Annotated in this window: 13 protein-coding genes, 1 tRNA gene, 3 rRNA genes and 1 pseudogene; 5 read left to right on the top strand and 13 right to left on the bottom strand. The window is 50.0% G+C overall.

Annotation, left to right across the window (positions count from 1 at the left end):
- Positions 1–54: 54 nt before the first annotated feature.
- The 4 genes from SFA31_RS01700 to rrf (SFA31_RS01685) all read left to right on the top strand — a co-directional run bounded on the left by SFA31_RS01700 (position 55) and on the right by rrf (SFA31_RS01685) (position 3,423).
- Positions 55–2,965 (top strand): 23S ribosomal RNA (locus SFA31_RS01700).
- A 99-nt stretch (positions 2,966–3,064) separates the two neighbouring features.
- Positions 3,065–3,180, top strand: a 5S ribosomal RNA gene (gene rrf, locus SFA31_RS01695).
- Between the two features lie 14 nt (positions 3,181–3,194).
- Positions 3,195–3,270 (top strand) — tRNA-Thr (locus tag SFA31_RS01690).
- Positions 3,271–3,307: 37 nt separating this feature from the next.
- Positions 3,308–3,423 (top strand): 5S ribosomal RNA (gene rrf, locus SFA31_RS01685).
- 655 nt (positions 3,424–4,078) lie between these two features.
- Here the strand turns inward: rrf (SFA31_RS01685) and SFA31_RS01680 are convergent.
- On the bottom strand, positions 4,079–4,300 hold the full coding sequence (locus SFA31_RS01680; RefSeq protein WP_322836433.1) for a hypothetical protein: 222 nt from the start codon (positions 4,298–4,300) through the stop codon (positions 4,079–4,081).
- A gap of 1,355 nt (positions 4,301–5,655) precedes the next feature.
- Between SFA31_RS01680 and SFA31_RS01675 the strand changes: the two are divergent.
- A pseudogene (locus tag SFA31_RS01675) lies at positions 5,656–6,675 on the top strand (IS481 family transposase).
- A 668-nt stretch (positions 6,676–7,343) separates the two neighbouring features.
- On the opposite strand, the gene fis reads toward SFA31_RS01675, so the two are convergent.
- From fis to SFA31_RS01615, 12 genes are all read right to left on the bottom strand, one after another.
- Positions 7,344–7,640 (bottom strand): DNA-binding transcriptional regulator Fis, encoded by a 297-nt coding sequence (gene fis / locus SFA31_RS01670; RefSeq protein ID WP_000462905.1) that lies wholly within the window; start codon positions 7,638–7,640, stop codon positions 7,344–7,346.
- Between the two features lie 25 nt (positions 7,641–7,665).
- Positions 7,666–8,631, bottom strand: a complete 966-nt coding sequence (gene dusB, locus SFA31_RS01665) for a tRNA dihydrouridine synthase DusB (RefSeq protein WP_322836432.1) — start codon at positions 8,629–8,631, stop codon at positions 7,666–7,668.
- 284 nt (positions 8,632–8,915) lie between these two features.
- Positions 8,916–9,659, bottom strand: coding sequence for a carbonic anhydrase (locus tag SFA31_RS01660; RefSeq protein ID WP_416208312.1), 744 nt, complete (start codon positions 9,657–9,659; stop codon positions 8,916–8,918).
- Positions 9,660–9,792: 133 nt separating this feature from the next.
- Positions 9,793–10,674 (bottom strand): 50S ribosomal protein L11 methyltransferase, encoded by an 882-nt coding sequence (prmA, locus tag SFA31_RS01655; protein ID WP_322836431.1) that lies wholly within the window; start codon positions 10,672–10,674, stop codon positions 9,793–9,795.
- Positions 10,675–10,686: 12 nt separating this feature from the next.
- Positions 10,687–12,138 (bottom strand): sodium/pantothenate symporter, encoded by a 1,452-nt coding sequence (gene panF, locus SFA31_RS01650; protein ID WP_322836430.1) that lies wholly within the window; start codon positions 12,136–12,138, stop codon positions 10,687–10,689.
- Positions 12,128–12,373 carry a YhdT family protein gene (locus tag SFA31_RS01645; protein ID WP_322836429.1) on the bottom strand — a complete coding sequence of 82 codons (246 nt, stop codon included), beginning with the start codon at positions 12,371–12,373 and terminating at the stop codon, positions 12,128–12,130. Before SFA31_RS01645 ends, panF begins: the two co-directional genes overlap by 11 nt.
- A 105-nt stretch (positions 12,374–12,478) precedes the next feature.
- Positions 12,479–13,825, bottom strand: a complete 1,347-nt coding sequence (accC, locus tag SFA31_RS01640; protein ID WP_322836428.1) for an acetyl-CoA carboxylase biotin carboxylase subunit — start codon at positions 13,823–13,825, stop codon at positions 12,479–12,481.
- A 10-nt stretch (positions 13,826–13,835) separates the two neighbouring features.
- Positions 13,836–14,303, bottom strand: coding sequence for an acetyl-CoA carboxylase biotin carboxyl carrier protein (gene accB / locus SFA31_RS01635; RefSeq protein WP_322836427.1), 468 nt, complete (start codon positions 14,301–14,303; stop codon positions 13,836–13,838).
- Positions 14,304–14,324: 21 nt separating this feature from the next.
- Positions 14,325–14,777, bottom strand: coding sequence for a type II 3-dehydroquinate dehydratase (aroQ, locus tag SFA31_RS01630; RefSeq protein WP_322836426.1), 453 nt, complete (start codon positions 14,775–14,777; stop codon positions 14,325–14,327).
- 203 nt (positions 14,778–14,980) lie between these two features.
- On the bottom strand, positions 14,981–15,583 hold the full coding sequence (msrQ, locus tag SFA31_RS01625; RefSeq protein WP_322836425.1) for a protein-methionine-sulfoxide reductase heme-binding subunit MsrQ: 603 nt from the start codon (positions 15,581–15,583) through the stop codon (positions 14,981–14,983).
- A gap of 2 nt (positions 15,584–15,585) precedes the next feature.
- A complete protein-coding gene (msrP, locus tag SFA31_RS01620; RefSeq protein ID WP_322836424.1) occupies positions 15,586–16,587 on the bottom strand; it encodes a protein-methionine-sulfoxide reductase catalytic subunit MsrP in 1,002 nt (333 codons plus the stop codon).
- A gap of 86 nt (positions 16,588–16,673) precedes the next feature.
- Entirely contained in the window at positions 16,674–17,648 is a 975-nt protein-coding gene (locus SFA31_RS01615) for an MDR family oxidoreductase (RefSeq protein WP_322836423.1), read from the bottom strand.
- Between the last annotated feature and the right edge of the window lie 101 nt (positions 17,649–17,749).

Raw genomic sequence — 17,749 nt, 5'->3', positions numbered from 1 at the left:
AACCGTTTAATGGGTCTCTCAAGCCTGCAGTCCGAAGACATCTTCGGGTTGTGAGGTTAAGCGAATAAGCGTACACGGTGGATGCCCTGGCAGTCAGAGGCGATGAAGGACGTGCTAATCTGCGAAAAGCGTCGGTAAGCTGATATGAGGCGTTATAACCGACGATGTCCGAATGGGGAAACCCAGTGCAATTCGTTGCACTATCATTAACTGAATCCATAGGTTAATGAGGCGAACCGGGAGAACTGAAACATCTAAGTACCCCGAGGAAAAGAAATCAACCGAGATTCCCTGAGTAGCGGCGAGCGAACGGGGAAGAGCCCAGAGTCTGAATCAGCGGGTGTGTTAATGGAACGGTCTGGAAAGTCCGGCGATACAGGGTGACAGCCCCGTACATGAAAATGCACCTGTTGTGAGCTCGATGAGTAGGGCGGGACACGTGGTATCCTGTCTGAATATGGGGGGACCATCCTCCAAGGCTAAATACTCCTGACTGACCGATAGTGAACCAGTACCGTGAGGGAAAGGCGAAAAGAACCCCGGCGAGGGGAGTGAAACAGAACCTGAAACCGTGTACGTACAAGCAGTGGGAGCCTTCCTTTATGGAGGGTGACTGCGTACCTTTTGTATAATGGGTCAGCGACTTATATTCTGTAGCAAGGTTAACCGAATAGGGGAGCCGAAGGGAAACCGAGTCTTAACCGGGCGCTAAGTTGCAGGGTATAGACCCGAAACCCGGTGATCTAGCCATGGGCAGGTTGAAGGTTGGGTAACACTAACTGGAGGACCGAACCGACTAATGTTGAAAAATTAGCGGATGACCTGTGGCTGGGGGTGAAAGGCCAATCAAACCGGGAGATAGCTGGTTCTCCCCGAAAGCTATTTAGGTAGCGCCTCGTGAATTCATCTCCGGGGGTAGAGCACTGTTTCGGCTAGGGGGCCATCCCGGCTTACCAACCCGATGCAAACTACGAATACCGGAGAATGTTATCACGGGAGACACACGGCGGGTGCTAACGTCCGTCGTGAAGAGGGAAACAACCCAGACCGCCAGCTAAGGTCCCAAAGTCATGGTTAAGTGGGAAACGATGTGGGAAGGCCCAGACAGCCAGGATGTTGGCTTAGAAGCAGCCATCATTTAAAGAAAGCGTAATAGCTCACTGGTCGAGTCGGCCTGCGCGGAAGATGTAACGGGGCTAAACCATGCACCGAAGCTGCGGCAGCGACACTATGTGTTGTTGGGTAGGGGAGCGTTCTGTAAGCCGTCGAAGGTGGACTGTGAGGTCTGCTGGAGGTATCAGAAGTGCGAATGCTGACATGAGTAACGATAAAGCGGGTGAAAAGCCCGCTCGCCGGAAGACCAAGGGTTCCTGTCCAACGTTAATCGGGGCAGGGTGAGTCGACCCCTAAGGCGAGGCCGAAAGGCGTAGTCGATGGGAAACAGGTTAATATTCCTGTACTCGGTGTTACTGCGAAGGGGGGACGGAGAAGGCTATGTTAGCCGGGCGACGGTTGTCCCGGTTTAAGTGTGTAGGTGTGTGGACCAGGCAAATCCGGTCTGCTTTAACGCTGAGGCACGATGACGAGTCACTACGGTGATGAAGTAACAAATGCCCTGCTTCCAGGAAAAGCCTCTAAGCATCAGGTAACATCAAATCGTACCCCAAACCGACACAGGTGGTCAGGTAGAGAATACCAAGGCGCTTGAGAGAACCCGGGTGAAGGAACTAGGCAAAATGGTGCCGTAACTTCGGGAGAAGGCACGCTGGCGCGTAGGTGAAGTCACTTGCTGACGGAGCTGAAGCCAGTCGAAGATACCAGCTGGCTGCAACTGTTTATTAAAAACACAGCACTCTGCAAACACGAAAGTGGACGTATAGGGTGTGACGCCTGCCCGGTGCCGGAAGGTTAATTGATGGGGTTATCGCGTTGCGAGAAGCTCCTGATCGAAGCCCCGGTAAACGGCGGCCGTAACTATAACGGTCCTAAGGTAGCGAAATTCCTTGTCGGGTAAGTTCCGACCTGCACGAATGGCGTAATGATGGCCAGGCTGTCTCCACCCGGGACTCAGTGAAATTGAACTCGCTGTGAAGATGCAGTGTACCCGCGGCAAGACGGAAAGACCCCGTGAACCTTTACTATAGCTTGACACTGAACACTGGTCCTTGATGTGCAGGATAGGTGGGAGGCTTTGAAGTGTGGACGCCAGTCTGCACGGAGCCATCCTTGAAATACCACCCTTTAATGGCTGGTGTTCTAACGCAGGCCCGTAATCCGGGTCGCGGACAGTGTCTGGTGGGTAGTTTGACTGGGGCGGTCTCCTCCCAAAGAGTAACGGAGGAGCACGAAGGTGGGCTAATCCTGGTCGGACATCAGGAGGTTAGTGCAATGGCATAAGCCCGCTTGACTGCGAGAGTGACGGCTCGAGCAGGTGCGAAAGCAGGTCATAGTGATCCGGTGGTTCTGAATGGAAGGGCCATCGCTCAACGGATAAAAGGTACTCCGGGGATAACAGGCTGATACCGCCCAAGAGTTCATATCGACGGCGGTGTTTGGCACCTCGATGTCGGCTCATCACATCCTGGGGCTGAAGTAGGTCCCAAGGGTATGGCTGTTCGCCATTTAAAGTGGTACGCGAGCTGGGTTTAGAACGTCGTGAGACAGTTCGGTCCCTATCTGCCGTGGGCGCTGGAGAACTGAGGGGGGCTGCTCCTAGTACGAGAGGACCGGAGTGGACGCATCACTGGTGTTCGGGTTGTCATGCCAATGGCACTGCCCGGTAGCTAAATGCGGAAGAGATAAGTGCTGAAAGCATCTAAGCACGAAACTTGCCCCGAGATGAGTTCTCCCTGAGACTTAAAGTCTCCTGAAGGAACGTTGAAGACGACGACGTTGATAGGCCGGGTGTGTAAGCGCAGCGATGCGTTGAGCTAACCGGTACTAATGAACCGAGAGGCTTAACCTTACAACGCCGAAGGTGTTTTGAGGGGTTGAGAGTATTTTCAGTTTGTGACGGATAAGACCCGTGGCGGCGCGAGAGTGCGGCGGCGGGTGACAGAATATGCCTGGCGGCGACAGCGCGGTGGTCCCACCTGACCCCATGCCGAACTCAGAAGTGAAACGCCGTAGCGCCGATGGTAGTGTGGGGCTTCCCCATGCGAGAGTAGGGAACTGCCAGGCTTTTAATTAAGTGTGCTGATATGGCTCAGTTGGTAGAGCGCACCCTTGGTAAGGGTGAGGTCCCCAGTTCGACTCTGGGTATCAGCACCAGTTTTAGCGGTTAAAGTTCGGCGTAATAAAGAATTTGCCTGGCGGCGACAGCGCGGTGGTCCCACCTGACCCCATGCCGAACTCAGAAGTGAAACGCCGTAGCGCCGATGGTAGTGTGGGGCTTCCCCATGCGAGAGTAGGGAACTGCCAGGCTTTTATAAAGGAAGAACCCCGGTCATCTGACCGGGGTTTTTTGCATTTAATATTTGGGATAATTAAACTCCCTGCAGTTTATGCGGATTAGATGACAAGCTAGATATTGAATCAGGTGCCTTATTGGAGCACAAATCAGGGCCTTGGGGATACTTATTTGGTAAGAGCCGAGTTTTTATTGCAAAAACCTCGCTTTATCTATACCTACTAGTGTCTAAACTTATATGCACAAAGATAAGGGCTGGTTCAGATAGTAATATCATTGCAGTTATATGCTTTGAGGTGTTAAAAACCCAATATTTTACATAAGAGTGCTTGTCGGGCAATAATTAACGCCTTCTAATAATCCTTTCATTATTTCTTTTGTAAGAATAGCGAACCGACCATTTATAATGTGCCATGTTTGGGTTATTTATCATTATTTAATGCTCATACGGAATATTTCACAATTAATATCTATATGTTACTTTCACCTTGGAATAAAGTTTTTATGCGCGTGGAAAAATATTTACTTTAACAGTATAGGTTTAATCTTTATATCAGGAAGTAAGGATAAAGCAGAAATGATATTAAGGATGTAAGGCGAGATTCGAGGGGGGGATATTTACGAGTTTCATTCCAGTGGGTTGGTATAAGCCCAACCCACTGGAGAACATTATTTGGTAAGTGCGACAATACCTAACGTCAGGCCAGCCAGGGCAGCGGCTCCGCCTGCGATAGCACCCGCGGTTTCCCAGTTATCCTGAGTAGTTCCCTTCATGCAAGTATTTGTATGCACTAAACGCCCCTGATCGTCATAAGTCGGAACACATGGGGAATCATGGGCGCAGCCAGCCAGAAGCGTTGAAAGAAGTGTCAGAGCTATAATATTTTTCATGGTGTTACCTCATCAAAGTTTTCAGAAACGTCTCTGGAGTATCGACATTACATTCTGAAACGATTTATAAATTTTACCATCAATAATGCATTTACCTCATTACTGAATAATCTCAATTTGTGTATTTTTTCAGCCAGTGTACATAATGCTATTGTGTGGCAATAATTAAGGAGAAAGGATGAAGAAAAAGTGATTATGTTGCCAGTATATATTTTCCAGCCTTCCTTGCGTAATTTAACGTCTTTTGCTACCCGAATGCAGGGGCTATAAATGAGCTATGAGTGAACACCCGATCGCTATTTTATTAATGAATATATTAAGCTGTATTTATTGCAATAATTCTGTTTCAACTTCAGCCGCTGATGCCGCAACCATCCTGCTTACGACCATGAGTATACGAATTCTGCGGTTAAGTGCTATATAAATCAGGAAGTTATGCGTATATCAGTTAAAGTTTTAAAGGAAAGCGCTCGCTCCCTGTTTATTACTCCAGGTACGGTAAATGGGGATAAGGCAATGGCCAGTTATTGGAGATTTCTTGAATGTTGAAAATCATATCTGGCTGTCCCAGGTTTTAAAGGCAACAAATCACTTAAAGAAGGTGTTGATATGTGGTTTTCACTTGTTCAGTATAGGTTCTGCTAGGCATATTCTTAATTCCTTATGCAGCTGAGTATGTAGGTAGGAAACGAATACGCTGTCTTGGCACATCATACTGCTGATGTAGCAAAATCCTATGTTTTGGTATTGCCCAGGGTGGAAAAGGAAAGCGCTAGCATGGCTAGCGAAAGAGGCAATTTCCATGCTTAACCTTAAGTCTCTGTCGGGTGAGAAATTTCCTTACACTAGTCGCTGAAGGTAGAGTCGTTAGCGCCCGATTTTAGATGGTTTACACTACCTGTCGGTAGATATTTAGCGATTTTCGGATCGCTCGGTCAGGTTGACAGCCAGTGGGTCAAGGTTTGATGCAGGACTGTGAAAATACACCGGTTGTCTAAGATGCGGGTTATTTATTAAATGTTCGATGTTATATAAATAAAAAGTATCAGTGTGAATATGCGGTACAGCAAGATACGTAAAAGTGTTTGGGTCTAAATATCGACTTAGGTCCCTATCCTTTCTAGTCCACAAGGGCAGGAATAAATTGTTTATCCATATCATTTGAGGACGCCAGCAGCGGTGCTCGTTCACGTAAGCACGCCAGCAATAAGACGACTTTCTGATGATAGGATGGCTTTAAAAAGTTCCTTATATGTATTAGTCACGACTTGATCTGACACATGGCCTTGAAAGGTTGAGAGTTACCGGTTTTGATATGGGTGTCGAATCCTTATACAAAATACGAGGTAACTCTCATGCTTCATACTACCAATCCCGTCATCAAACACAAAGCCGGCTTGCTTAATCTGGCTGAAGAACTCAGCAACGTATCCAAAGCCTGCAAAATCATGGGCGTTTCACGTGATACATTTTATCGCTACCGAGAACTGGCCGGTGAAGGCGGTGTAGATGCGCTGATAAATCACAGCCGTCGCGCTCCTAACCTTAAGAACCGTACCGATGAGGCAACCTAGCGGGCTGTTGTTGATTATGCTGTCGCATTCCCCGCTCACGGTCAGCACCGGACCAGTAACGAGCTGCGTAAACAGGGTGTTTTTATCTCCGGCAGTGGTGTTCGTTCTGTCTGGTTACGCCATAACCTTGAGAACTTCAAAAAACGCCTAAAAGCGCTGGAAGAGAAAGTGGCCCGCGATGGCATTGAACTGACCGACAGCCATATCGCTGCACTGGAGCGTAAAGCCAGCGATGACGAGGCCTGTGGTGAGATTGAAACCGCTCATCCGGGTTATCTGGGTTCGCAGGACACATTTTACGTCGGCAATCTGAAAGGTGCCGGGCGTATTTACCAGCAGACGTTCGTCGATACGTACTCAAAGGTGGCTCACTGCAAGCTTTATGTCACCAAAACACCGATTACTGCGGCTGATTTACTAAATGACCGTGTGCGGCCGTTTTATGCGTCTCAGAACCTGCCAATGCTGAGGATACTGACAGACAGAGGCGCAGAATATTGCGGTAAAGTGGAACAGCATGATTATCAGCTTTATCTGGCGATAAATGACATTGAGCATACGAAAACGAAGGCAATGTCACCGCAGACCAATGGCATCTGCGAGCGGTTCCATAAAACGATACTGAACGAGTTTTATCAGGTGACGTTCCGCAAAAAGTTATATGGCGATCTTGATGAATGGCTGGCTCACTATAATAATGAGCGAACCCATCAGGGGAAAATGTGCTGTGGTCGTACGCCAATGGAAACGTTACTTGATGGAAAGCGCATCTGGACTGAGAAGAATTTAAGCCAGATGTAATCTGACATATACCTGTATAAATAACCGGTAACTGTCAGATCAGGTCTGAGCTAATACACCTTATAAGTAAGCGAAAGTTACTTTCCGCTCATTAACTCCGACAATTCTACCTGTGTTTCATGTTGTTGTTATATTTTCTCCCGATGCCTTATATATCGGCTGATTCATACAACCTGACTATTGCTTCGTTCACCCCTGTCGGTATCAACAAACTAGCCACGTGAACAAACATGGTTGCCAAGTAGCGTCTTTCTTATATTGGAGAATCATTGTAGAGCCGATGGTGTTTCGGCCTTTCAAATGACCGATTGGGAGCGATATTGATGTTTTCGGCGGGATTATTACACACGATTTGGCCAGACATTTAACATCAGAACCTCACAATCACTTATTGCGCAGAGAATGCAGATTGCCCAGTAAAGCTTCTTGTCCAATTTAACTGTCAGAGATCTATTTGGGGTTCAGACTATGTGATATTCGCAACAAAAATATACAGTAATGAACTGTATGGCACCATATCTGTTTACCGCTTTTTACTTGTGGTGAGTAAGCAGAGATATTTCGTCATGGGCATTCTTCAGCTATAGCCTTATGGGGGCGGTTGGAGGAGGGCAACAAAAAAGGCGCCCTCCGAATGGTAGGCGCCTTTTTTAAAGCATTCCTGAGAATCAGTTCATGCCATATTTCTTTAGCTTTTTACGCAGAGTGCCGCGGTTGATGCCCATCATGAGAGCAGCGCGGGTTTGGTTACCGCGGGTGTATTGCATCACCATGTCCAACAAAGGTTGTTCTACTTCAGCCAGTACCAGCTCATAGAGGTCATTGACGTCCTGACCGTTCAATTGAGCAAAATAGTTCTTCAGTGCCTGTTTTACCGAGTCACGCAGAGGCTTTTGAGTCACCTGGTCCTGGGAGTTAACGGTAGAAACGGTCAGTACGTCAGAATTTACGCGTTGTTCGAACATAGTTCTGTCAGCTCTTTATTTCTGTTTACGCAAAATTTTCGAAGTATGCCTCCAACGCCTCCAGCTGTTCGCTGGCATCCTCAATGGCGTTGAATGTGCGCCGAAACTGGTCACTGGGCGCGTGCTCCTGTAGATACCAGGAGACGTGTTTTCGCGCTATTCGGTAACCTTTCACTTCACCATAAAAGGTGTGAAGTTCCCGAACGTGCGCGCAAAGCAAGCGCTTAACCTCTGCTAATGGCAGCGGGGACAGCAGCTCCCCAGTGTCCAGATAATGCTGGATTTCCCGAAAGATCCAGGGTCTCCCCTGAGCCGCACGTCCGATCATAAGAGCATCTGCTCCTGTATAGTCGAGCACGGCTCTGGCTTTTTGCGGGTCAGTTATGTCGCCATTCGCAATAACTGGAATATTAACTAACTGCTTAACTGCTCGAATGCTGTCGTATTCAGCCTCGCCTTTGAACAGACAGGCTCGGGTACGACCATGTATGGTCAGTGCCTGAATACCACAATCTTCGGCCAGCTGGGCTATTTCTGTGCAATTGCGATGCTCAGGCGCCCAGCCGGTTCGAATCTTCAACGTAACAGGAACGTTAACCGCTCCAACCACGGCGGTGAGGATCCGTTTCACCTGCTCCGGGTATTGCAAGAGAGCAGAACCTGCCAGTTTTCGATTCACTTTCTTTGCCGGACAACCCATATTAATATCAATAATTTGAGCGCCGTTGGCCACATTAATGCGCGCGGCTTCCGCCATTTCTTCAGGAACACTACCGGCAATTTGCACGGTGCGTATTCCAGGCTCATCCACATGTACCATACGTAAACGAGATTTATCACTTGCCCAAACTTCTGGGTTAGACGACATCATCTCAGAAACAGTAAGACCGGCTCCCATCTCATGACATAGCGCTCTAAATGGCCGATCTGTGATACCGGCCATAGGCGCTGCTATCAAGCGATTTCTAAGCTGGTAGTGTCCGATGCGCATGACTTAAGAAATGACCATACTGTGCCTGCAAGGCGGCGTATATTACGCATTTTTTGCCCGAGATGAAAGGCCAAACTTTGAACAATCCGATGTCGTAGATCAAAGAATCTTCCTGGGAGGGTGGGCTTAAACTTAATAAGTTTTATTAATCAAAAAGTTAACTTCAATTCGGTTTCGGTGCTGTTTTGGTTTTTTCTCCAGGAAATTAAGGGAATGGGCTATAAATACTGAAATTTATGGGGATGAAGTAAGAAGAGACGGGCAGGTAGCCCCTGCCCGTCACTTTACTCAATAACTACGCGGCCGTGTAATTTCTGAACCGGGCGGTTATTCGCGTGACGCATTGTTTTAGTAAACAGCTCAAGCTGCGTGCGAGAAAGAGTTAGGGGATGTTTTAATACCATCCAGCGCACCCCTTCCGTGCACGGTGGTGTGGTAAGTGAACCACTAAAGCGCCAGTACGTTTTCTGTTTGGGCAAAAGTGCATTAAGGTTGATAGTAGTTTCTATCGCGCTGCTTTTATCTGCCTCTGGAGGCATAACGTGCCAGAGTTTTTCTAGCTCAGGGTTTGTGTTACCGACCTCAAACATGACGGCAACAACGGCTATCTCTCCATCAGCATCTTGGTTAACTAAGTGCATTTCCATTGGATAATGTTTGCCGTGAATAGTGTTTTCACTCGGGGCGTGGAAATGAAATTGCTTAAGGACAAAGGTTTCTCCATCGAGAGAAAGGGTATTTTTGTTGTTATTCTCAGAGAAATTTGCCTGGATTGTATGCCCGTTGTTCAGCAGGCTATCCGGGCCGCTGGAATAGCGGGCCTGAAGAGGGCGCAAATGCGCAGGCTGCGTATGTGTAATATTAATAGGAGATTGATTTCGCCCCTGATGGCAAGTTTGCCATGCGGCGTCAAGGTCGCCCCAGCGCTCGGGTGCCTCTTGTCCTTCATATCCCCAGTGTGCTGCCGAAACTCCCAGTGGAGACAGAGCGAGCGTTAATAGCATGATGCGATTAAATTTCTTAGCCATAGTATTCATCCATTGAATTTTATGTTTTAAAAATGCAAATCAACGAGTTAAACCCAGGCAATACTAGCGGAAAGCGAAAGAATCGAGAGCGGAAATAATGCGACCCGTTTAGGCCGCATTAAGGTAATAAATCTTATTTTTTAATCCCGGTAATTCTGCACCACTCTTCTTTTTCTGCAATGGGATCGAGCTGGAACTGTGCGCTGTATGCGGCGCAGACGCTTTCTGCCTGGCTTGCCAATATACCGGAGAGCCCTAAATGACCGCCGCTAACAGGAAGCACACCGATAAGCGGTGCCAGTTCGCGTAGCGGACCGGCCAGAATATTGGCAACTACCACATCTGCTTTAAGACCTTCCGGCTGCTGCTGTGGCAGCCATAGTTCTAGTTTGTCGGAAACGCCGTTACGCTGCGCGTTGTCACGACTCGCCTGAATAGCCTGCGGATCAATATCGATACCGATAGCGTGCGCAGCACCAAGCTTTAGCGCAGCAATAGCAAGGATGCCGGAACCGCAGCCGAAATCGATAACCGTTTTTCCGGTTAAATCCAGTCCGTCCAGCCACTCCAGACAGAGTGATGTTGTGGGGTGTGTTCCTGTACCAAAAGCAAGCCCGGGGTCGAGCATGACATTAACGGCGCTTGCGTCAGGCACCTCACGCCAACTTGGGCAAATCCACAGGCGCTTGCCAAAGTGCATGGGATGGAAATTATCCATCCATTCCCGCTCCCAGTCTTTATCTTCCAGTTGTTCAATTTTATGAGGGAAATGTTGTCCCAGCAGCGGAGAAAGTTCCAGTTGCGCGATGACGGCTTTCATATCACTTTCGGCGTCGTATAAACCAATAACGTCAGTATCTCCCCACAGGCGCGTCTCGCCCGGTAGCGGTTCGAAGACCGGCGTGTCATGCGTGTCCTGAAAAGTGACCGACACGGCACCGCTTTCCATTAGTGCATCACCCAGCGCTTCCGCATCAGCGCCGGTAGTATTAACTTTCAGTTGGATCCATGGCATGAAAAAACTCTTTTATTTATCGTCAGAAGTCACAGGCATCGACGCGGATGGTAAACCAAATCGATTGCCGATAATAAAGCTCAACAGGCTAAGAGAAAGCGCGGGCACAATGGGATGGAAACCTGCGATTTCAACATGGAGCGTTGCCAGGATGGCATACAATACACCGCCCGTAATCATTCCGCTCAGCGCTCCTGCGGCGTTAGCACGCTCCCAATAAAGCCCTAAAACAAGCGGCCACAGGAAGACGGCTTCCAGCCCGCCAAATGCCAGCAGGTTTAACCAAATAATCATCTGTGGCGGATTCCACGCAGCCAGAAGCAGCAGTGTGCTTAAAAGCAGCGTAATTCCTGTCGACATCCTTTTTAACCGAGTTTCATGCTGTGCCTGTTCGGGATGAAGACTTAGCCAGAGATCTTTAACTATCGTGGCCGATGACTGCAATAGTTGGGCGTTAATGGTCGACATAATAGCCGCCATTGGCGCCGCCAGAAAAATACCTGCCGCCACGGGTGGCAGCACCCGCACCATTAATGTCGGTATCACTTGGTCGGGGACGGTGAGATCGGGAATCACCGCGCGTCCCAGCGCGCCTGCCAAATGCATCCCCAGCATTAATATCGTCACCACTATCGTACCCAGGATAATGCCCCGATGTACGGCTTTACTGTCTTTATAAGAAATACAGCGCACCGCAGTATGCGGCAGACCAATAACGCCGAAGCAAACCAGCACCCAAAAAGAGGCCAGAAAACGTGGGTTCAAAATATCGTCAGCGCCCTGTGGGGTTACCAGTTTAGGATCGATATGCGTCAGCGTTTCAACGGCCTTTCCTGTTCCTCCAGCGGCGTGAATGACCGCAATAAGCAGGAGAACAGTGCCAATAAGCATTACCAACCCCTGCATGGCGTCATTGAGTACGCTGGCGCGAAACCCGCCAAAGGCCGTGTACAGCGCGATACTGACGCTGAAAATTAACAGGCCGTGCTGGTATGGGATCCCTGCGGCGGTTTCCAGTAAACGGGCTCCGCCAATAAATTGCACCGTCATTGCGCCGATGAACGCGACGAGCAGGCTAACTCCCGCCAGCCAAACTACCAGCTTGCTGTGGTAGCGAGCATAAAGCATGTCATTGAGCGTCACCGCATTGTAACGACGGGCGAGAATAGCGAATTTTTTCCCAAGAACGCCAAGCGATAGCCACACCGCAGGCACTTGAATCATGGCCAATAGCACCCAACCCAGACCGTACTTATAGGCGGCTCCGGGCCCGCCGATAAACGAGCTGGCGCTGATATACGTTGCCGTGAGCGTCATGGCCAGCACAAAACCGCCCATCGAACGACCGCCGAGAAAGTATTCGTTGAGAAAGTTACCCGCTTGCCTGCGACGCATGGACCACAGCGACAGCCCAAAAACCACCAATAAGTAGGCAATAAGTGGAATAATAATTTCAGTCTGCATGCTGCTCATCCTCCAGCGGGAAATCCCGAAATAAAAAACGCACCATGAGCCAGCAAAGTAAAATAAAAAGAAAAGGAGTAATCAGACACGCCATTTCAAACCAGTGTGGCAGGCCGGTAGGGCCGATGGCGGAGTCCGGAATCCATGCGGCTGCAATCCAGGCAGCCAGATAGAGTATGGTGAGCCAGAGCGTCCAGCGCGCTTCCTTGTGGGCCTGAACAAAACGATTATCCAAGTCTATTCCCCGTCAATTCTGGAAAAATGCGATTGTACATTAAGGCAAAACGAGACGAAAAAGAAAGGGCCGGATAATCCGGCCCTGAAAGAGAGGCGTTAACGCTTAGTCCTGAAGACCCAGCTTTTTCTCCAGATAGTGGATATTGGTTCCGCCGTGTTCGAAGTTTTCATCTTCCATAATGTACATTTGCAGCTCGATATTGGTCTTAATGCCGTCAATAATCAGCTCTTGCAAAGCGTTGCGCATCCGGGCAATGGCGACTTCACGGGTTTCTCCGAAGCAAATAAGTTTGCCTATCATGGAGTCATAATAAGGCGGCACGGTATAACCGGAATAAATATGAGATTCCCAGCGCACCCCGAAGCCACCGGGCGCATGAAAGCGCGTGATTTTCCCCGGGCTGGGCAGGAAGGTCTTGGGATCTTCCGCGTTAATACGGCATTCGATGGCATGCCCCTGAATGACGATATCTTCCTGACGAATAGTCAGTGGCAGGCCTGCGGCGATACGTAATTGCTCTTTGATAAGGTCAACGCCCGTTATCATCTCGGTCACCGGATGTTCAACCTGAATACGGGTGTTCATTTCGATGAAATAGAACTCGCCGTTCTCAAACAGGAATTCGAAAGTACCGGCGCCGCGATAGCCAATCTCCACGCAGGCTTTAGCGCAGCGCTCGCCAATATAGCGGCGTAATTCTGGCGTAATGCCCGGAGCCGGCGCTTCTTCCACGACTTTTTGGTGACGGCGCTGCATGGAGCAGTCGCGTTCAGCCAGGTAAATAGCGCTTCCCTGGCCGTCTGCTAATACCTGAATTTCCACGTGGCGTGGATTTTCGAGGTATTTTTCCATATATACCATATCGTTATTGAAAGCAGCTTTCGCTTCCGCTCTCGTCATGGTAATGGACTGCGCCAGTTCTGCGTCGCTGCGCACTACGCGCATACCGCGCCCGCCGCCGCCGCCGGAAGCTTTAATAATCACCGGGTAGCCAATGCGTTTTGCAATGGCCCGGTTTTTATCCATATCGTCGTCCAGCGGGCCGTCGGAGCCAGGTACGCATGGGACGCCGGTTTTTTTCATCGCGCTGATGGCCGACACTTTATCGCCCATCAAGCGAATGGTTTCGGCGCGCGGGCCGATAAAGATAAAGCCTGATTGCTCTACCTGTTCAGCAAAGTTTGCGTTTTCAGACAGAAAACCATAGCCCGGATGAATCGCCGCGGCGCCAGTTATCTCGGCGGCAGAAATGATAGCCGGGATATTCAGATAGCTTTTTACAGACGGTGCCGGGCCGATACATACGGTTTCGTCAGCCAACAACACGTGTTTTAAATCGCGGTCCGCCGTGGAGTGTACGGCGACGGTTTTGATCCCCAGCTCTTTACAGGCACGTAAAATACGCAGAGCTATTTCACCACGGTTTGCGATAACAATTTTATCCAGCATGTTCGCCTCGTTATTCGATGACGACCAGCGGCTCGTCAAATTCAACCGGTTGACCACTTTCTACCAGAACGGCTTTCACTACGCCGGCTTTGTCAGCTTCGATCTGGTTCATCATTTTCATTGCTTCAACGATGCACAGTGTGTCGCCGACTTTAACCTGCTGACCAACTTCTACGAAGGCTTTTGCTTCCGGGCTTGGCGTGCGATAGAACGTACCTACCATAGGTGAACGCACGATATGGCCGCTGATTTCAGACGTTGTTGGCGCTTCTACAGGCGCTGGCGCGACTGCGGTAGAGAGGGCAGGCTGTTGCGGCTGTGCTACCGGAGCTGCGTAGGTTTGCTGCATCATGGGCATAGGCTGGTTGATGACCGCGCGGCTAATGCGCACGGACTCTTCGCCTTCGGCGATTTCCAGTTCAGCAATTCCTGATTCTTCAACCAGTTCGATCAGTTTTTTTATCTTACGAATATCCATGAGTGGGTTCCGTACTCTTTGTTAGTGTAATTGTGACAAACGTTTCACCGCCGTTTGCAGCGCCCATGAATAACCATCGGCGCCCAGACCACAGATAACCCCGCTGGAAATATCAGAGAGCCAGGAGTGGTGGCGGAAAGGCTCGCGAGCGTGTACGTTGCTTAAATGGATCTCAATGAACGGGATTTCCACAGCCAGCAGCGCATCGCGTAGAGCCACGCTAGTGTGCGTAAAAGCGGCCGGATTAATCAGGATATAGTCTATCGTCCCTTTAGCCTGATGAATTCGGTCGATCAGCACATGTTCAGCGTTTGATTGCAGATGTTCGAGGCAGACGTTCAGTTTTTCAGCTTCTTTCGTCAGGCCATTCACGATATCCTCAAGCGTTTGCGACCCATATTTTTCGGGTTCACGGGTACCGAGCATATTAAGATTGGGGCCGTTCAAAAGTAAAATCTGAAATTTACCCGCCATTTTGCTGCTATCTCCTGCGAACTTCTATGAAGTTACAAAATATACCTTCAGTGTCTGCTTGTCACCCCCGGTGCGGCGAAAAGCTGACCGACGATGAGTTAAGGGGGCACATTATATCTATTTCGCTACAGTTAGCAGCTAAATACTGGTCTTATCAGGGAAGATTATCAACCGTAAATAATCCATATGCGCTTGCGAATTCACTACAGACGCCACCAGCGGCGGAATGTTTTATAACGGAACGCCAGCATTATGGCTGCAATACAGGCATAGATGAGCGGCTGGGGAGAAAGGACTTTTACGGACCATATATAGTGAACCGGTGCGAGGATTGCGACCAGATAAATGGCGTAGTGCAACTGCTGCCAGCGTCTGCCTAACTTACGCTGCGCTGCCTGGGTTGAGGTGAAAGTTAATGCGAGCAAAATTACCCAACTCAGCAGCCCGAGCGTGAGCCAGGGTCGCAATACCAGCTCTCGTCCAAGTAAATTCAGGTTGTTCGCCCCCAATTCCAGCAGGGCATAACTGGTCATATGCAATGTCGCCCAGGCAAAACACCAAAGGCCTGCCGGGCGGCGCATGCGGATAAGCACAGGCTGTCGCAAATAACGCGCCACGGGAGAGATAGCCAGCGTTAATAGCAACAATTTTAGCGCCATTCTGCCGGTAAACTGCTGAATATCTTTTGCCGGATCGGCGCTGAATTGCCCATGATTTACGGCATAGAACAGCCATATTAACGGTAACAGCGCCAGCAAATGCAGGAGTGACTTCAGCATGCGTAGTTGAGGGAGCGTCAGGCGCATAATCAAAAATTTTCCCGTAAATTCAGCCCATGATAGAGCGCGCTAACGTCCTCGGCATAACCGTTGAATAACTGCGTCGGCTGCCGTTTTACATCCAGGATGCCGCCTGCACCAATGACGCGCTCCGAAGCCTGCGACCAGCGGGGATGATCGACGTGGGGATTCACGTTTGCGTAAAAACCGTATTCACCTGGCGCGGATGAATGCCACGTTGTTGCAGGGCGCTCGCTAACCAGTCGGATACTCACCAGCGATTTAATCCCTTTAAAACCATATTTCCAGGGAACCACCAGTCGAATAGGCGCGCCGTTTTGCGGCGGTAGTGCTTTACCGTAAACCCCGGTAACCAATAACGCGAGGGGATGCAGCGCCTCGTCAAGGCGCAGCCCTTCTATGTACGGATACTCCAGCCCTCCGCCAATAAACCTATCCTTCTGTCCCGGCATTTCTTCCGGGCGATAGAGCGTCTGAAAAGCAACATATTTTGCACGACCGGTAGGATCGGCCTGTTTGATAAGGCGGGCAAGCGGAAAACCTACCCATGGAATCACCATTGACCATGCTTCAACGCAGCGCAGGCGGTAAATTCGCTCCTCCTGTGGATAGCGGGTAGTGAGTTCATCGTATGAAAGCGTAAAAGGTTTATTGACTTCGCCGCCGACGGTTAACGTCCACGGCTGCGTGTGCAGCATGCCGGCATTCGCTGCCGGATCGGCCTTATCAAGCCCGAATTCATAGAAGTTGTTATAGCCGGTGACTTTATCTTCTGGCGTGAGAGGAAAATCTGCCTGCCACTGTTTTGGGCGGGAATAGGTTAGCGCTTTGCCCGCCGGAGCGAGCGGCTTGTCGTGCCCGCTAAACCAGTCAAGCCAGTCGGCTTTGGCAACAGAAGGAAGAGCCAGGCCGCCAGCGGTTAATCCCAGCGCCTGGAGTATACGCCGACGCTGCATAAAAAAAGCCGATTCGGCGGTGACATCGGCTTCAGTGAGGCGGTTTCGTTTCATGGTTTAATTCCGGCCAGTTCGCATGTATTAAGCATGGTTGCCGAAGACCGGAAGCGCGAATAAAAAACGCCTGGAGCGGTAAACAATTATTTCATCTTTACCAGGATACGCCCGTGCGCGCTGTTTTCCATTATCGCCTGCGCATGCTGCGGCGTTTCGCTAAGCGTAATTTCCGTGGCCACATCGGTGAAAAACGCCTCAGGCAAATCTCTTGCCAGGCGGCGCCAGGCTTCCAGGCGCCGCATTGACGGTGTCATCACGGAATCCACGCCCTGTAAGCGAACATTACGTAGAATGAAAGGCATGACCGTTGTTGGCAGCGCGAAGCCGCCGGCCAGTCCGCATGCAGCAACGCATCCGCCGTACTGAGTTTGCGCCAGCGCCGCAGCGAGCATTTCATTACCTACAGTATCAATCACTCCGGCCCAGCGCTGCTTTTCCAGCGGGCGCGCTGCGGCGAATTCACTGCGATCCAAAATTGTGCTGGCACCAAGATGATGAAGATACGGATGCATGCTTTCGCGGCCAGAAACAGCGGTGACGGTATAGCCCAGGGCGCTTAATAAGGCGACGGCGGTGCTTCCAACGCCACCGCTGGCGCCGGTAACCAAAATTTCACCGCTTGCAGGGGTAATTGCTGCATCTTCAAGCGCCATGACGCACAGCATTGCGGTAAACCCGGCGGTACCAATAATCATCGACTTACGGCAATCAAGCCCCTGGGGAAGAGGCACCAGCCAGTCTCCCTTCACGCGTGCCAGTTCGGCCAGACCGCCCCAATGGTTTTCGCCTACGCCCCAGCCGGTCAGTAACACCTCTTGTCCCGCATGAAAGCGAACATCTTCACTGTGGCGGATCCGTCCGGCGAAATCGATGCCCGGCACCATCGGAAACTGACGGATAATTTTTCCTTTGCCGGTAATGGCCAGCGCGTCTTTATAATTCAGGCTGGAATACTCGACTTCAACGGTTACGTCTCCTTCCGGCAGCGAACTTTCATCAATCTCTTTTACCGCCGCCAGTGTGTTTTTATCTTTTTGTTCAAGGAGAAGTGCCTTCATAAACGGTTCCTGTTGATGTATGACATATTTTTTTGAAAATTCTTACTCAAGACTATACTCGCATCATGCCGATAATATAGCGGCACATCGCAAGAAAAAAT

It is taken from the genome of Erwinia sp. HR93, from assembly GCF_034555055.1.
Lineage (GTDB): Bacteria > Pseudomonadota > Gammaproteobacteria > Enterobacterales > Enterobacteriaceae > Apirhabdus > Apirhabdus apintestini.
Note: the sequence above shows the minus strand (reverse complement) of the source record. Positions and strands in the feature narration are given on the sequence as shown.

What these genes read in the sequence shown, in the direction of transcription:
- SFA31_RS01680 (WP_322836433.1), bottom strand. Translation starts at nt 4,300, where the DNA reads ATGAAAAATATTATAGCTCTGACACTTCTTTCAACGCTTCTGGCTGGC.
- fis (WP_000462905.1), bottom strand. Translation starts at nt 7,640, where the DNA reads ATGTTCGAACAACGCGTAAATTCTGACGTACTGACCGTTTCTACCGTT.
- dusB (WP_322836432.1), bottom strand. Translation starts at nt 8,631, where the DNA reads ATGCGCATCGGACACTACCAGCTTAGAAATCGCTTGATAGCAGCGCCT.
- SFA31_RS01660 (WP_416208312.1), bottom strand. Translation starts at nt 9,659, where the DNA reads ATGGCTAAGAAATTTAATCGCATCATGCTATTAACGCTCGCTCTGTCT.
- prmA (WP_322836431.1), bottom strand. Translation starts at nt 10,674, where the DNA reads ATGCCATGGATCCAACTGAAAGTTAATACTACCGGCGCTGATGCGGAA.
- panF (WP_322836430.1), bottom strand. Translation starts at nt 12,138, where the DNA reads ATGCAGACTGAAATTATTATTCCACTTATTGCCTACTTATTGGTGGTT.
- accC (WP_322836428.1), bottom strand. Translation starts at nt 13,825, where the DNA reads ATGCTGGATAAAATTGTTATCGCAAACCGTGGTGAAATAGCTCTGCGT.
- accB (WP_322836427.1), bottom strand. Translation starts at nt 14,303, where the DNA reads ATGGATATTCGTAAGATAAAAAAACTGATCGAACTGGTTGAAGAATCA.
- aroQ (WP_322836426.1), bottom strand. Translation starts at nt 14,777, where the DNA reads ATGGCGGGTAAATTTCAGATTTTACTTTTGAACGGCCCCAATCTTAAT.
- msrQ (WP_322836425.1), bottom strand. Translation starts at nt 15,583, where the DNA reads ATGCGCCTGACGCTCCCTCAACTACGCATGCTGAAGTCACTCCTGCAT.
- msrP (WP_322836424.1), bottom strand. Translation starts at nt 16,587, where the DNA reads ATGAAACGAAACCGCCTCACTGAAGCCGATGTCACCGCCGAATCGGCT.
- SFA31_RS01615 (WP_322836423.1), bottom strand. Translation starts at nt 17,648, where the DNA reads ATGAAGGCACTTCTCCTTGAACAAAAAGATAAAAACACACTGGCGGCG.